General features: G+C 65.5%; 15 protein-coding genes. 6 read left to right on the plus strand and 9 right to left on the minus strand.

The genetic code is table 11. From position 1 onward, the window contains the following. Positions 1 to 31: 31 nt before the first annotated feature. Together J8I29_RS20495 and J8I29_RS20500 are read right to left on the minus strand one after the other, a co-directional pair. Positions 32 to 880 carry a prephenate dehydratase gene (locus tag J8I29_RS20495; protein ID WP_245197185.1) on the minus strand — a complete coding sequence of 283 codons (849 nt, stop codon included), beginning with the start codon at positions 878 to 880 and terminating at the stop codon, positions 32 to 34. 17 nt (positions 881 to 897) lie between these two features. Continuing rightward, positions 898 to 1632 carry a 3-deoxy-manno-octulosonate cytidylyltransferase gene (locus J8I29_RS20500; protein WP_209433061.1) on the minus strand — a complete coding sequence of 245 codons (735 nt, stop codon included), beginning with the start codon at positions 1630 to 1632 and terminating at the stop codon, positions 898 to 900. A 205-nt stretch (positions 1633 to 1837) separates the two neighbouring features. Here J8I29_RS20500 and J8I29_RS20505 point away from each other — a divergent pair, with 205 nt between their 5' ends. Beyond that, positions 1838 to 2392, plus strand: a complete 555-nt coding sequence (locus tag J8I29_RS20505) for a cytochrome c family protein (protein ID WP_105863292.1) — start codon at positions 1838 to 1840, stop codon at positions 2390 to 2392. 257 nt (positions 2393 to 2649) lie between these two features. On the opposite strand, the gene J8I29_RS20510 is transcribed toward J8I29_RS20505, so the two are convergent. The 3 genes from J8I29_RS20510 to J8I29_RS20520 all read right to left on the minus strand — a co-directional run bounded on the left by J8I29_RS20510 (position 2650) and on the right by J8I29_RS20520 (position 5150). Next, the gene (locus J8I29_RS20510) at positions 2650 to 3186 is read right to left on the minus strand and encodes a thioesterase family protein (RefSeq protein WP_209433062.1); all 537 of its coding nucleotides are present in this window, start codon (positions 3184 to 3186) and stop codon (positions 2650 to 2652) included. Then, entirely contained in the window at positions 3183 to 4064 is an 882-nt protein-coding gene (locus J8I29_RS20515; protein ID WP_348536098.1) for a 3-keto-5-aminohexanoate cleavage protein, read from the minus strand. Before J8I29_RS20515 ends, J8I29_RS20510 begins: the two co-directional genes overlap by 4 nt. A 186-nt stretch (positions 4065 to 4250) precedes the next feature. After that, positions 4251 to 5150: a TIM barrel protein gene (locus J8I29_RS20520; protein ID WP_209433064.1), complete on the minus strand. Its 900-nt coding sequence runs from the start codon at positions 5148 to 5150 to the stop codon at positions 4251 to 4253. A 209-nt stretch (positions 5151 to 5359) separates the two neighbouring features. Here J8I29_RS20520 and phaZ point away from each other — a divergent pair, with 209 nt between their 5' ends. The 3 genes from phaZ (at position 5360) to J8I29_RS20535 (ending at position 10191) form a co-directional block, all read left to right on the plus strand. Next, positions 5360 to 6703 carry a polyhydroxyalkanoate depolymerase gene (phaZ, locus tag J8I29_RS20525; RefSeq protein WP_280870907.1) on the plus strand — a complete coding sequence of 448 codons (1344 nt, stop codon included), beginning with the start codon at positions 5360 to 5362 and terminating at the stop codon, positions 6701 to 6703. Between the two features lie 172 nt (positions 6704 to 6875). Next, complete coding sequence (locus J8I29_RS20530) at positions 6876 to 7253, plus strand: hypothetical protein (RefSeq protein ID WP_245197186.1); 378 nt, start codon at positions 6876 to 6878, stop codon at positions 7251 to 7253. Between the two features lie 145 nt (positions 7254 to 7398). Beyond that, positions 7399 to 10191: an insulinase family protein gene (locus J8I29_RS20535; protein ID WP_245197204.1), complete on the plus strand. Its 2793-nt coding sequence runs from the start codon at positions 7399 to 7401 to the stop codon at positions 10189 to 10191. A gap of 22 nt (positions 10192 to 10213) precedes the next feature. On the opposite strand, the gene J8I29_RS20540 is transcribed toward J8I29_RS20535, so the two are convergent. Continuing rightward, the gene (locus J8I29_RS20540) at positions 10214 to 10573 is read right to left on the minus strand and encodes a LysR family transcriptional regulator (RefSeq protein ID WP_105863287.1); all 360 of its coding nucleotides are present in this window, start codon (positions 10571 to 10573) and stop codon (positions 10214 to 10216) included. A gap of 377 nt (positions 10574 to 10950) precedes the next feature. On the opposite strand from J8I29_RS20540, the gene modB reads away from it, so the two are divergent. Together modB and J8I29_RS20550 are read left to right on the plus strand one after the other, a co-directional pair. Then, positions 10951 to 11649, plus strand: coding sequence for a molybdate ABC transporter permease subunit (gene modB / locus J8I29_RS20545; protein WP_105863638.1), 699 nt, complete (start codon positions 10951 to 10953; stop codon positions 11647 to 11649). A gap of 140 nt (positions 11650 to 11789) precedes the next feature. Continuing rightward, entirely contained in the window at positions 11790 to 13424 is a 1635-nt protein-coding gene (locus J8I29_RS20550) for an ABC transporter ATP-binding protein (RefSeq protein WP_209433066.1), read from the plus strand. A gap of 123 nt (positions 13425 to 13547) precedes the next feature. On the opposite strand, the gene J8I29_RS20555 is transcribed toward J8I29_RS20550, so the two are convergent. The 3 genes from J8I29_RS20555 to J8I29_RS20565 form a co-directional block, all read right to left on the minus strand. After that, a complete protein-coding gene (locus J8I29_RS20555; RefSeq protein WP_209433067.1) occupies positions 13548 to 13904 on the minus strand; it encodes a type II toxin-antitoxin system RelE/ParE family toxin in 357 nt (118 codons plus the stop codon). A 14-nt stretch (positions 13905 to 13918) separates the two neighbouring features. Next, positions 13919 to 14185 (minus strand): transcriptional regulator, encoded by a 267-nt coding sequence (locus J8I29_RS20560; protein ID WP_105863284.1) that lies wholly within the window; start codon positions 14183 to 14185, stop codon positions 13919 to 13921. Positions 14186 to 14519: 334 nt separating this feature from the next. Further along, the gene (locus J8I29_RS20565; protein ID WP_209433068.1) at positions 14520 to 14957 is read right to left on the minus strand and encodes an SRPBCC family protein; all 438 of its coding nucleotides are present in this window, start codon (positions 14955 to 14957) and stop codon (positions 14520 to 14522) included. Between the last annotated feature and the right edge of the window lie 60 nt (positions 14958 to 15017).

Here is a 15017-nt window from a genome sequence, read left to right on the forward strand (position 1 = left end):
GCACGTCGATCCGAAGATCGACACTCCCTGCTCACTCGGCCGGCGGCGCGTGGTCGTCGCGGGCCGGGTCGGCCGGAAACACGCCGAAAATACGCATCTTGGTCGAGAAGAAGCCGAGTTCCTCCAACGCGCGCTTGAGGTTCTTATCCTCGGGATGGCCGTCGACTTCGGCATAGAACTGGGTGGCGGAAAAGTGCCCGCCCACCATGTAGCTCTCCAGCTTGGTCATGTTGATGCCGTTGGTGGCAAAGCCGCCCATCGCCTTGTAGAGCGCGGCCGGCAGGTTGCGCACCGTGAAGATCAGCGAGGTCACCGTCGGCCCCTGGCCGACCGGCACCCAGTCGGGCTCGCGCGACAGCACCACGAAGCGGGTGGTGTTGTAGGGCTCGTCTTCGACATCGGGCTTGAGGATCTGAAGACCGTAGATCTCGGCCGCCAGGGTGGAGGCGAGGGCGGCCTTGCTCGGGTCCTGCCAGTCGCGCACCAGGCGGGCGGCGCCGGCCGTGTCGCTTTCGGTCACCGGCGTGAGGCCGAGCCCGCGCATGGTGATGCGGCACTGGCCGAGGGCCTGGGGATGGCTGTGAACCGTGCGGATGGTCTCCAGGCTCGCGCCGGGCACGGCCATGAGCTGGTGGTGGATCGGCAGGAAATATTCGCCGATGATATGCAGGTCCGAGGTCGGCAGGAGATGGTGGATGTCGGCGACGCGTCCCGCCACCGAATTCTCGATCGGGATCATGGCGAGGTCCGCCTCGCCGGACGAGACCGCGTTGAAGGCGTCCTCGAAGGTCGGGCAGGGCAGGGCCAGCGCGTCGGGATAGACATTGTTGCAGGCAATATGGGAATTGGCCCCGGGCTCGCCCTGGAACGAAACTTTCATCTTGGACTCGGACATGATCAGCGACTTTCGAGAATTTCGCGGGCGCGATCGAGATCTTCCTGCGTGTCCACACCTAGCGGCACGGCGGGGACGATCGCAACATCGATGCGCATGCCCGCTTCCAGCGCCCTGAGCTGTTCGAGGCGCTCGCGCTGCTCCAGCGGGGCCGGCGGCAGGGCGACGAAGCGCTCCAGCGCCGCCCGGCGATAGGCGTAGAGGCCGATATGGTGGTAGAGCTCGCCCTCGCCCCAGGGCGCGGTGGCGCGGGTGAAATAGAGCGCGCGCAGGGTGCGGGGCCCGATCGGCGTGCCCACCACCTTCACCACGCTGGAATTGGTCTTTTCCTCTTCGCGCGTGATCACGGCCGCGAGGGTGGCGATATCCACAGCCTCGTCGGCGAGCGGGCCGAACACGGCGCGGATCGTCTCCGGCTCGATGGTCGGCAGGTCGCCCTGCACATTGATGATGGTGTCGTGCCGCCCTTCGGGATCGAGCGTCAACAGCGCCTCATGGATGCGGTCCGAGCCGGTGGGGTGATCGGGCCGCGTCATCACCGCCTCGCCGCCTGCGGCGCGAACCGCATCGGCGACTTCGGCCGTGTCGGTGGCTACCACCACCCGTCCCAGGCGCGATTCGCAGGCCCGGCGCCAGACCTGCACGATCATCGCCTCGCCCGCGATGGGGGCCAGCGGTTTGCCGGGCAGGCGGGTCGAGGCCATGCGGGCGGGGATCAGGATGAGCGGATCGGACACGGATGACAGCCTCTTCCGGAGCGGGGCGGCGAAAAGTAGCAAGCGCGCGCGATTTATACGAGTTGCAAACTACCGGTCAAACCGGATAGAGGGTCCGATGCGGTTTGACGCTTGACAGAGCGGCTGCCGGAGTTTGTGTTTGGGGCAATGAGGTGCGGGGGCATCTTGTGCCTTTCGTCAGATTGATCTCGAGTCGGAGCCGGGGATGAGTTCGTCGTCATCGTTTGAACTGAACAAGATTGCCGGCGCAGTCCTGGGCACGTTGATGCTGACCTTGGGGCTCAGCATCGTTGCCGAGGAAATCTTCAAGCAGGAAAAACCGGAAAAGGCCGGCTACGAGCTGGCCGATGCCGCGCCGGCCGCCACGGCCGAGGCCCCTGCCGCCTCCCAGGATCCGCCGCTGGCCGAGCTGGTCGCCAAGGCCTCGGTGGAAAAGGGTGCCGCCATCTTCAAGAAGTGCGCGGCCTGCCACACCGACGACCAGAGCGGCAAGAACGGCGTCGGCCCCAATTTGTTCGGCGTGATCGGCGGCCCGAAGGGCCACAAGGCCGACTTCGCCTATTCCGACGCCATCAAGGCGCTGCATGACAAGGGCGAGACCTGGACGCCCGACGATTTCTACCACTTCATCAAGAGCCCGCAGGCTTTCGCCAAGGGCACCAAGATGTCCTTCGCCGGCCTGCCCAAGCCGCAGGACCGCGCCGACATCCTGGTCTATCTCAATTCTAAGAGCGAAAAGCCGATCGATCTGCCGAAGTAACGGCTGCCGTCTCAGTCTGAAATGTGAAAGCCGGGCCCAGCGCCCGGCTTTTTGCTGTGATGTGATCTCGATCTCTCCGAATGAGCCGCGACCCGCCTTCTCCCCTTGCGGGAGAAGGTGGCGCGTAGCGCCGGATGAGGGGAGAAACGCAATTCTTGCGAGGAGGGCGCCGCCACCCCTCATCCGCCCCTTCGGGGCACCTTCTCCCGCAAGGGGAGAAGGCGGGTCGCGTCTTGCTGGGATGGGCCGAGCAGTCCCTATTTCCGCCGGATCCCCAGCGGTACGCCCACCGTGGCTGGCACCGGCAGGGCGGCATGGGCCTGGGCGATCGCTGCGATCCGCTCGGCGATCTCCGGCGGGAAGGGGGAGGAGCGCCCGGCCTGCATGTCGACATGCACCAGGATCTGCTCGGCGGTGGCGAGCACCGCGCCGTCGGCCTCGTTGGTCATGGCATGGAAGACGTGCAGGCGCTTGGCGTCGTGGTCGATGAGCTGCAGCGTCAGCGCCAGGGGATCGCCGATATGGGCCTCGCGCAGGTTCCGGATGCGCGTTTCCATGGTGTAGATCGAGGAGCCTGCGGCGCGATAGGCCTCGTCGACGCCGATCATGCGGAAAAAGGCGTCCGAGGAATCCCCGAACGCCAGCAGGAAGGCGCTTTCCGTCATGTGATCGTTATAGTCGGTCCAGGCCTCGACCACCGGCGTGCGGTGCAGGGAGAGCGGCGCCGGGATCGGCTTGGCCCAATCCCAGCCCTGGAAGGGCTTGCCCTCATTGGGCGTGGTGACCCGGCTCATTTCTGCTTCTTGAGGCCGAGCTTGTCCCGCGCCTCGGCCGGGGTCAGCACCCGGCCGCCCAGCCGCTCGATGATCTCCTTGGCGCGGGTGGTGAGCGACTGGTTGGTCGCATGCACGCCGCGGTCGAGCCAGATATTGTCTTCCAGGCCGACGCGGACATTGCCGCCCAGCAGCATGGACTGAGCCACGAAGGGCATCTGCATGCGGCCGATGGCGAAGGCGGCCCAATTGGCGCCCGGCGGCAGATGGTTGCGCATCGCGACCATGGTTTCGGTGGTCGCCTCCGCGCCCCAGGGAATGCCGAGGCAGAGCTGGAACATCGGCGGCGCGTCGATCAGGCCGCGCTTGATCAGGTCCTTGGCCTGCCAGATATGGCCGAGCTCGAAGCATTCGATCTCTGGCTTCACGCCGACGGCCTGGATGCGCTCGGCCATTTCGCGCAGCGTCTCGCCGGTGGCCATGAACAGGCCGTCGCCGAAATTCACCGAGCCGCAGTCCAGCGTGCAGATCTCGGGCCTCAGTTCCTCGACATGGGCGACGCGCTCGGCCGCGTTGGCGATGTCGGTGCCGGCACCGCCGCTGCGCGGATTGGCCGGATCGAAGAAGAAATCGCCGCCCATGCCGGCGGTGAGGTTGATCACCACGTCCACGCCCGAATCGCGGATGCGCTGGACGGCCTCGCGATAGTGCTCGAGCTTGCGGCCGGCCTTGCCGGTCTCGGGATCGCGCACATGCAGATGGGCGATGGCGGCGCCCGCCTTGGCGGCCTCGATGGCGGAATCGGCGATCTGCTTGGGCGTGACTGGGATGGCCGGATGCTTGCCGACGGTGTCGCCGGCTCCGGTGATCGCGCAGGATATGATGACGTCGGTATTCACGGTGCTTCCTCCCTGTGACGCCGATGTTAGGCCAGCCCCGTTCGGACACGTGACCTGTCGCGACAGCCATGATGCAGAATGCGACAGGGGCGCCGTGCCTGGGATCGCCGGCATCCTGCCGGCTCTTCATCTCCGCAAGCGCAGCGTTTCCAAGAGCCGGCAGGATGCCGGCAGGCCCAGGAGGCGCTATCCCGCCATGCGCAACCGCTCGACAAATCCCCTGGCATTGTCGAGCGCCTCCTGCCGGTCCCGCCAGAAGCGCTCGTTGAGCTCGTGGATGGCGATGGTATCGGCCGGGAAGGTGCAGTGCTCGGCCAGCGCATCCCAGGGCACGCCGCCCCAGCCCAGCGGCAGATGCAGGTCGCCGAGCCCGAAGGCATTGGCCTCGGCGCTGTCATAGACCCAGGGCAGGTCGGGCTGGCCGAAGGAATCGTGCAGATGCAGGTGCCTGGCGAAGGGCGCCAGGGCCTTGGCTTCCTCCAGGAAGTCATAGCCATACTGGCTGGCATGGATGAGGCCGTGGCTGAAGTCGAACGTGGCCCGGACATGCGGATGGTCGATCAGGGCGAGCTCTTCGGCCAGGCGGGCGATGCTCGGCGTCGCCGCATAGGGGCCGAAATCGAACAGGTTCTCGACGCACAGCACGACCTTGTGCGCGGCCGCGATCTCGCCCGCCCGGTGGAGATAGTCGCGCTGGCGGGCGGCGGCATTCTCGGCGTCGTGGCGCTCGTCCGCCTGCATCATGCCGGCATGGATGACGAGGTGCGGCGCGCCGATGCGGGCGGCGATCTCGATGAAGGCCACGGTGGTCTCCAGGAAGCGCGGCAGCAGGGCCGGCGGTGCCATGAAATTGATCGGCAGCGGGCCATGCACGGTGAAGCCGAAGGGACGGCCGCGGCAGATGGCCTCGAATTCGGCGACGCGCGCGGCCATCGGGCGGCCGGCAAGCACGAGGTCATAGTGGTAGGCCGGCAGCTCGACGAAGGCGACACCGAGATCGGCAACCTCGTCCAGCCGGGCGGCGAGGTCGGACAGGTCCGGCTGCCCCTCGCGGGAGGTCAGGCCGAGGGCAGGCTGGATGGGCATTTCGGGCTCCCTTGAGGCTGTTGTGGGCCGTGTTTTGACGAGGTCGAGACCAGCTTGATGCCGGTATCAGATTGTTGACGATATCGCTTCTACAATCCCGCGGATTTGTTGCGTCGCAATAATCCTGCTATGACAAATCCGTGACGAGCATTCAGCGACGGACCTGCAATCTGTAGTTTGGTGGTGCTATGTTTGAAGAACTTAGGGGTATGATGGGGTTGGGCGCGCTTTCCGCGCCTGTCTACACCATCTACGAAGCGACTCACGCGGCGCTCGGCCCGACTAGAGCCTTTTCCGATGCGACTCGGGCGTTTTTTGAAAATCCCGGCAATCCCTTTTCCATGACCACCTGGGGCAAGTCGGTCGCGGCCGCCTGCGAGGTCTTCGAGCGCGTCACCCGCCGTTACGGCAAGCCTGAATTCGGCATCAAGGACGTGCTGGTGGGCGGCGAACGTGTCGGCGTGCACGAGGAAATCGTCTGGCGGCGGCCCTTCTGCAATCTCCTGCATTTCTCCCGCGGCATTCGCGGCAATCGCCGTGCCGACCCGAAGCTCCTGATCGTGGCGCCGATGTCGGGCCATTATGCCACCTTGTTGCGCGGCACCGTCGAGGCGTTCCTGCCCAATCACGAGGTCTACATCACCGATTGGACCGATGCCCGCCTGGTGCCGGTGTCGGAGGGCCGCTTCGATCTCGACGATTATATCGACTACGTCATCTCGATGCTGCATGTGCTCGGCCCCGACACCCATGTGATCGGCGTCTGCCAGCCTTCGGTGCCGGTGATGGCCGCCGTTTCCCGCATGGAAGCGGAGAAGGATCCCTACGCGCCGCTGACCATGACTCTGATGGGCGGGCCGATCGATACCCGCCTCTCGCCGACAAAGGTCAACGACGTCGCGGTCGAGAAGGGCGTCGACTGGTTCCGTTCGAACGTCATCACCAAGGTGCCGTTCCCCAATCCCGGCTTCATGCGGGACGTCTATCCCGGTTTCCTGCAATTGACCGGCTTCATGACGATGAATCTCAACCGTCATTTCGACGCGCACAAGACCCTGTATTTCGATCTGGTGCGCGGCGACGGCGACAGTGCCCAGAAGCATCGCGAGTTCTATGACGAATATCTCTCGGTGATGGACCTGACGGCGGAATTCTACCTGCAGACCGTCGACACCGTGTTCATCAAATATGCCCTCGCCAAGGGCGAGATGAGCCATCGCGGCAAGCCGGTCGATCCGGGCGCCATCCGCAACACCGCGCTCTTCACCATCGAGGGCGAGAACGACGACATCACCGGCCACGGCCAGACCCATGCGGCCCATGGCCTGTGCGTGAACCTGCCGGTCGACAAGCGGGCGCACTATACCCAGCAGGGCGTCGGGCATTATGGCGTCTTCAACGGTTCGCGCTTCCGTGCCGAGATCGCGCCGCGCATTTCTGACTTCATCCGCTCCAACCTGGCGCCGACCAAGCCGACGAGCCGCGACACCAGCGCCCCGATCCCGCTGGATTCCAAGCGGGGCAAAGGCCCGGCGCGGCCGGTCTCGGTCTGACCAAACTCCCTCGAAGCGCTGCTTTGTCATGCCCGGGTTCGTCCCGGGCATGCAGGCGATGGCGGAGCCGGCGGCGTGCCCGAGGCTTCTATGCCGGTGTACCGGTCCGTTGACGGCTCTCCGCCGGGGCCGCATAGGGCAGGAACGGTCGAAACGCGAGGCGGTTGATCCCATGCGCAAACTGATGGGCTTTGCACCGATTGTCCTGGTCTGGCTCGCCGGCGCCGTGCCGGGCGCCATGGCACAGGACTACGTCAAAGGCGGGGGCGACATCACCATCCGCACCGAGCGCTATGCCCGCCCGCCTTATTCCAGCGCCACCTATTATATCTATGAGCAGGGCGGGGCGATCGTCTGCACCAAGCTCGCCGTCTGCAACAAATATGACGAATGCACCACGCGCTATGACAGCGGCTTCTTCAAGGATGCGCTGGATGCCGACGCCGGCGACTCCTCCAGCACCACGCCGCCGGTGGTGATCCCCAGGGCTAAGATCGCCAAGCATGTCTGCCTGACCAAATACCCGCCTCGCTCGCAACAGGGCGATTGATCCGTCGCGCCCGACCTGCGGATTGCCGCAATCTTGGGGAATGATGCTATGCTGCATCGGCAAAATCGTTCCTCCCCGATAGAGATCCTGCTTGTCCCATTCTTCCTCGCGCCTGCGGCGTGCCCATCGCCTGATTGCAGCGGCCCTGCTTTGCTTGTCCGTCGTCCCCCTTTCCGTTCGGGCCGAGACCGCTGCCTGGCCTCAGGCCGATAGCGACCTCAAGCCCGAAGCCGGCATCCGCTTCGGCGTGCTCGGCAACGGCATGCGCTTTGCGGTGATGCGCAACACCACGCCGGCGGGGCAGGCCGCCATCCGGCTGCGCATCGGATCCGGCTCGCTGCAGGAGGCCGACGACCAGCAGGGCCTCGCCCATATGCTGGAGCACATGGCCTTCAAGGGCTCGACCCGGGTGCCGGAAGGGGAAATGGTGCGCATCCTGCAGCGCAAGGGGCTGGCCTTCGGTGCCGATACCAATGCCCATACCAGCTATGACGAGACGGTCTATGCGCTCGACCTGCCGGAGGTCGATGCCGATACCGTCTCCACCGGCCTGATGCTGATGCGCGAGACGGCGAGCGAATTGACGCTCAGCGCCTCCGCCCTCGATCGCGAGCGCGGCGTCGTTCTCTCCGAGGAGCGCCTGCGCGACACGCCCGGCTATCGCAGCGTCATGGGCCTGTTCAATGTCCTCCTCGCCGGGCAGCGCGTGCCCGAGCGCGCGCCGATCGGCAAGACCGAGATCATCCGCACCGCGCCCGTCGAACGGCTGCGCGCTTATTACCAGGCCAATTACCGCCCGGACCGCGCCACGCTGCTGGTGGTCGGCGACATCGACCCTTCGGCCCTGGAGGCGGAGATCCGCCGGCGCTTCGAGGACTGGAAGGCGGTCGGGCCGGCCGTGGCCGAGCCCGATCTCGGCCTGCCGCTCAAGCGCGGCGTCGGAGCCGATATCGTCAAGATTCCCAGCGCCAACACCAAGATCTACCTGGGCTGGATCCGCCCCTTCGACGCCACGCCGGACAGCTATGCCAAGCGGCGCCGGACCGCGATCGAATATATCGGCCTCTCGGTGCTCAAGCGCCGCATCCAGGCCCTGTCGCGCAGGGCCAATCCGCCCTTCATCGCCGCCGATGTCGGCCTGCAGGATCTCTACGAATCGGCCCGTGCCGGCCTGCTGTCCGCCGATGTCGAGGCCGGGGCCTGGGACAGGGGCCTGGCCGCGCTCGACCAGGAACAGCGCCGCCTCCTGCGTTTCGGTGCGAGCCAGGCCGAGGTCGAGCGCGAGGTGGCGGAATATCGTTCCGCCCTGCAATCCCTGGCCGACGGCGCGGCGACGCGCACCAGCCCGGATCTCGCCGCGATGCTTGCCAACAGCGTCGACGAAGCCAAGGTCTTCACCTCGCCGGCCGACGATCTCGCCTTGTTCGAGCGCATGGTGAAGGGGTTGACGTCCGCCGAGGTCGACAAGGCGTTGCAGGCCGTGTTCTCGGGCAGCGGCCCCCGCCTGGTGCTGCAGGGCGCCGAGCCGCCGGAACCGGCCGCGGTCGAGAAGGCCTATGCCCAGTCGCAGGCTGTCGCCGTGACCGCGCCGGCCGATGCCGCGGCGGTGGTGTGGCCCTACACCAAGTTCGGCACGCCGGGCGATGTCGTCGAGCGCCGCACGGTGGAGGACCTCGGCCTGACCATGGTGCGCTTTGCCAATGGCGCGCGCCTGACCGTCAAGCCCACGAAGTTCAGGGCCGACGAAATTCAGGTCCGTGTCGATATCGGCCGGGGCCGGCTCGACCTGCCGCATGACCGGCCGATCCCGACCTGGACCGCCCAGGCGGTCGAACTGTCGGGTCTGAAGGCGATCGACTATGACGACATGCAGAAGGTGCTGGCGCCCAAGATCGCCAGCATCGGCTTCGCGCTGGAGGACAATGCCTTCAAATTCGAGGGCACGACCCGCCCGGCCGATCTCGCCATCCAGCTGCAGATCTTCGCCGCCTATGCCTCCGATCCCGCCTGGCGGCCGGAAGTCTTCGAGCGGATCCGCCAGCTCTATCTGGCCAATCTGCCGCAATATGAAGCCACGGCCGGCGTGGTGGTCAGCCGTGATTTCCAGGGGCTGATCCATTCCGGCGATCCGCGCTGGACCTTCCCCGACCGCCCGCAATTGCTGGCTGCCAAATCCGAGGATTTCCAGGCCCTGTTCTCGCCAGCCTTTGCCACGGGTGCCCTCGACATCACCATTGTTGGCGATGTCGGCGTGGATGATGCGATCCGTGAGGTCGCCGCCACCTTCGGCGCCCTGCCGCCCCGCCCGGCGCCGCCGGCGCCGGCCGCCGACGGTGGCGGCGCCTTTCCCGCCATCACGGCCGAACCGGTGGTGCATACCCATTCCGGGCGCCCTGACAACGCTGCCGTCCTGGTGGCGATACCGGTGGGGGACATGCTGTCGGACATTCCGCGCAGCTTCACGGCCGACCTCGCCAGCTCGATCCTGGTCAATCGCCTGATCGACGAGTTCCGCATCGCCGAGGGGGCGACCTACTCTCCCCAGGGGTCGGTCGACCTGTCTTCCGCCCTGCCGGGCTTCGGCTATGTCTATGCCATGGTTGAGACCACGCCGGCCAAGGTCGCTTCCTTCTATGCGCTGGTGGACAAGATCGCCGCCGACCTGTCGGAAAAGGAGGTCTCGCCCGACGAACTCGCCCGCGCCCGCGCACCCAAGATCGAGACGCTTCGGCGCCGCCGGCAGGAAAACGACTATTGGCTCGGCAAGCTGAGCGGCAGCCAGACCGATCCGCGCCGCCTGGAGCTGATCCGGGCCGGCCAGAGCGGGTACGACAAGGTCGGCCCCGAGGACATCCGAGCCTTTGCCAAGACCTATTTCAAGCCCGGCAGCGTCTGGAAGCTGACGGTGCTGCCGTCGGGGGTTGCCGCAGCGCGCTGAGGCTCGCGGCGAGGTTCGCCGATCAGGCTCGCGCCTGCGCTTTCCGGAGCGGCACCAGGTCGGCGAAGGCCTGTTCGGCCAGCCTGGCGGTCTCGGCCTCCACCGAGCGGTAGGCGGCGAGCAGCTTCTCGCCGAAGGCGGTGAGGCGTGCGCCGCCGCCATGGCTGCCGCCGGCCGAGGTTTCGATGGCGGGCTGGCCGAACATGGTGTTGACCGCATCGAGCAGCAGCCAGGCCCGGCGATAGGACATGCCGAGCTCGCGGCCCGCCGCCGAGATCGAGCCGGCCCGTTTCACCGCCTCCAGCAGGTCCATCTTGCCAGGGCCGAGCCGGGCATTGTCGTCGAAGGCGATCTTGAGGCGGATGATGGGCGGGCCGGACATGATCGGTCTCCTAGAGCGTTTTTCGATTTGGCGGAGTGTAATTGCTCACCCCTTGCCTTTGAGGTCACGTAGCCCCTCACCCTTACCCTCTCCCCGCAAGAGGCGAGGGGGCGCGTTTCCAGCATGAGACGGCCGGTCGAAGTCACCCCGCCCCGCCTCTTGCGGGGAGAGGGTAAGGGTGAGGGGCGGCTCATCCATGCGTAGTTACGACGGAGTCGCGGAATGGCAAAGGCAGGTCGAAACAAAGAGTTAGAGCAATTCAGCCTTCACACCTCAACGCGTTTTGCTCCAAGGGCAGAGGGTGTGATTGCGATTGCAGGCGAAGCGCCCTATTCAGGAGAATATAGCGTAGTCGGGCATAGGTGAAGGAGCGGGGCGTGCTTTCGCCTGAAGAATGGACGGCCCTGTGGCTCAGCCTCGAGATTGCCGGTCTCGCCACCGTGATTTCGCTGCCCTTCGCGGTCGCCGCCGCCTGGATCCTCGCCCGCCGGCGTTTTCCCGGCAAGGTCCTGTTCGATGCCCTCGTTCATCTGCCGCTGGTGTTGCCGCCGGTGGTCACCGGCTATGTCCTTCTGGTCCTGCTGGGGCGCAATGGCTTGATCGGCTCCTTCCTGGCCTCGCAACTCGGCATCGTCTTCGCCTTCCGCTGGACCGGCGCGGCCATTGCCTGCGCCGTGATGGGCTTTCCCTTGATGGTGCGCGCCATCCGGCTGGCCATCGAGGCCGTGGATCCCCGCCTCGAAGCGGCGGCCGGCACGCTCGGGGCCAATCCCTTCTTTTCCTTCCTCACGGTGACGCTGCCCCTCGCCATTCCCGGCATCATCGCCGGCATGGTCCTGGCCTTCGCCAAGGCACTGGGCGAGTTCGGCGCCACCATCACCTTCGTCTCCAACATACCCGGGCAGACGCAGACCCTGTCGGCGGCGATCTATACGGCGCTGCAGGACCCCTATGGCGAGGGCACCGTGATCCGCCTGACCCTGGTCTCGGTGGTGTTGGCCTTCGGCGCCCTGATCGTCTCCGAAGCGATGGCCCGGCGCGCCCGCTCGAAGCTCGGACAGGACGGCCAGAGCTGACGCGGGCCTGCTTTCAGCCTTCTTGCAATGGTCCGCTCTTCCATCTCGAGTGCGCTGCATTTCCAGAAGCGAGCGGGTTGCGGGCGGTCTGGGAGCAAAATCCGTTTCAATCCACCTCGATTCTGCGTTAGGCCTTGACGATGGCTTTCTCGGCACCGCTTCTTCAGGTTCGCGACCTTTCCGTGGCTTTCCGGACGGAAGGACAGCCGGAACTGGCGGTCGACAAGGTCTCCTTCAGCCTCGACAAGGGCGAGACCCTGGCGCTGGTGGGTGAATCGGGCTCGGGCAAATCGGTCACGGCCCTGTCGATCGTGCAGCTCCTCAATTACCCGGCCGCCTCCCACCCCTCGGGCGAAATATTGTTTCGCGGCCAAAACCTGGTTGGCGCACCGGAAAGAGCCCTGCAGCGGGTGCGCGGGGCCGACATCACCATGGTGTTCCAGGAGCCGATGACTTCGCTCAACCCGCTCCACACCATCGAGCGGCAGGTCGGCGAGATCCTCAGCGTGCATCGCGGCCTGTCGAAGAAGGAGGCGCGCGCGCGGTCGCTGGAACTCCTGACCCAGGTCGGCATCCGCGAGCCGGAAAAGCGCCTCGGCGCCTTTCCCCATCAGCTCTCCGGCGGCCAGCGCCAGCGCGTGATGATCGCCATGGCACTTGCCAACGACCCCGACCTCCTGATCGCGGACGAACCCACCACGGCGCTCGACGTCACCGTCCAGGCCCAGATCCTCGCCCTCCTGAAGGAGATGCAGGCGCGGACCGGCATGGCCATGCTGTTCATCACCCATGACCTGTCGATCGTGCGCAAGATCGCCGACCGGGTCTGCGTGATGCTGAAGGGGCGCATCGTCGATGCCGGCCCGACCGGGCAGGTCTTCGCCAATCCGACCAGCGACTACACCAGGCGCTTGCTGGCGGCCGAGCCGAAGGGCAAGGCGACGCCCTTCAACCCCGAGGCCCGCACCATCGTCTCCGCCGACGATCTCAAGGTCTGGTTTCCGATTAGGGCCGGGCTGCTGCGCAGCACGGTCGGCCATGTCAAGGCGGTCGACGGCGTCAGCCTCGCCGTGAAGGAGGGCCAGACCCTCGGCGTCGTCGGTGAATCGGGCTCGGGCAAGACCACGCTCGGCCTCGCCCTCTTGCGGCTGATCTCCTCGACCGGACCGATCGCCTATCTCGGCAAGCCGATCCAGGGCTTCGACCGGCGGGCAATGATCCCGCTGCGCAAGGAGATGCAGATCGTCTTCCAGGATCCCTATGGCTCGCTTTCGCCGCGCCTGTCGGTGGCCGAGATCGTCGAGGAGGGGCTCAACGTGCTTGGCGGGGGGCTCGATGCCGGCCGCCGGCGGGAAGCGGTTGCCCAGGCACTGGCCAGTGTCGGCATCGACCCCAAGGCGATGGACCGCTATCCGCATGAATTCTCGGGCGGCCAGCGCCAGCGCATCGCCATTGCGCGCGCCATGGTGCTGCAGCCGAAATTCCTGGTGCTGGACGAGCCGACCTCGGCGCTGGACATGTCGGTCCAGGCCCAGATCGTCGACCTCTTGCGCGAGCTCCAGCAGCGCTACAGGCTGGCCTATCTCTTCATCAGCCACGATCTGAAGGTGGTGCGGGCGCTGGCCAACGAGGTGATGGTGATGCAGGGCGGCAAGATCGTCGAGCATGGCCCGGCCAGCGAGATCTTCGAGCGTCCGCGCGAGGACTACACCAAGGCCCTGTTCGCCGCCGCCTTTGCCATGGCGACTGCGCCGGAGGGCGTGGTGGGGCAGTAACCGCAGACAAGGCGTTTTGCGATTGGACGGAATCACCTCGAATCGCAAAGACACGTCGAAGCAAGGAGTTAGAGAAAATAAGCGTTCACACTTGAACGCGTTTTGCTCCAGAAGAAACGAGCTTCAGGAAACGTCCGAGCGGGATGCCAATGCCTGAAGGTCTTCGTTCAGGCGGACCGGCACATCCATACGGTCATGCAGCAGGCTGAGAACGCCAATTCGACCGCCGGATAGTTTGCGAAAGAACACATAGTGGCGTTGGTAGTGGCTGAAATAGACTTCAAGCTCGAGGTCGGCCGGAACAGCAAGATTGCCTGGCAGCCTGCGCCAGGCAGCGGGTCTTTCGGAAAGCTTCTGCAAGTGCTCGTGCAGGCCGCGAATATACCGTACCGCCTGGTCTTCGCCCCACTTCTCGACCGTGTCATCCCAGTTACGGTCTTGTGCGGCATCTGCCGGTGGGTAGAACAGGAAGCCTGCCATTGTCGATGGCAGGCTTAACGGGTACGGGTTCGGCGTTGGTTTCGCGCAATGACATCCTCGGCCGATACCGCCACGAATTCGCTTTCGGCAGCTCTCAATCCTGGTTCGAGCTGCTTTTTCAGCCAGTCCCAGGCCTCGTCCTGGCTGTGCAGATCACGGCGGATCAGGGCCCGAATATATTCGCTGGCGTTCTCGTAAAGGCCGTTCTCGCCAACCTGCTGCTGGAGATGCGTCTGCAGCCGCCCGCCAACGCGGACGTGGATGCTGTTGTCAGCGGCCATGAGCCAATCCTTCACTCATACTGAATCATGGGATGTGTCGCCAATATAGTCAATATTGGCGACATGGAGCAGCAGGACCCGAATCCAGGTTAATGGCGGGCGCGACTACCCTCCCCTGGAGGGGGAGGGTCGGCCTACAAGGCCGGGGTGGGGTGACTTCTTGGCAGAAAATCCACCGTTTTCTTCGTTGCGATCTGAGGATTTCACCCCACCCCGACGCTACGCGTCGACCCTCCCCTTCCAGGGGAGGGTAAAAGACAGCGCCCCGTTAACTTGAATTCGGAGCCCTGCATGGGAAGGCACAATCAATCTGCCCCGATCGTGGAGGCCATCGTTACCCCCTCAACTTCTCCCCCAACGCCTTCCAGCCGGCTGCGAAGACGTGGGTCGAGACGATCTCGGCATATTTGCCGGCATCGGCGGGTGCCTCGTCGAAGGTGGCGCTCCATTCGGCGAAAGTGCGGTTGCCGTCGGTGATGGGGAGGAGGCGGATCACCGCCACGTAATTCTCCACCGGGAAGGCTGGCTTGACGAAATTATAGCTGAGCGTGTGCCCGGCATCGTCGAGCGCCAGCAGTTTTTCGCGCACATGGGCGCCGTCGGTGAGGTGGAAGGAGCGGATGGCGCCGACGGCATCGGCGCTGCGACCGTCCTCGATCTCGCTTTTGGCGATGGCCGGATGCCAGTCCGGCAGGGCGTTGAAGTCGCGAACGAGCTTCCACACGGTTTCGATCGGCGCGTCGATCACCGCGCTCGCATAGGCCTTGGCCATGGTTTCCCCCTTATGCTGAAGTTGTCGCTTCGCCGACCCTGCCGACGTCATTGCGAGCGC

The organism is Labrys sp. LIt4 (assembly GCF_017813775.1).
Classification (GTDB): Bacteria; Pseudomonadota; Alphaproteobacteria; order Rhizobiales; family Labraceae; genus Labrys; species Labrys okinawensis_A.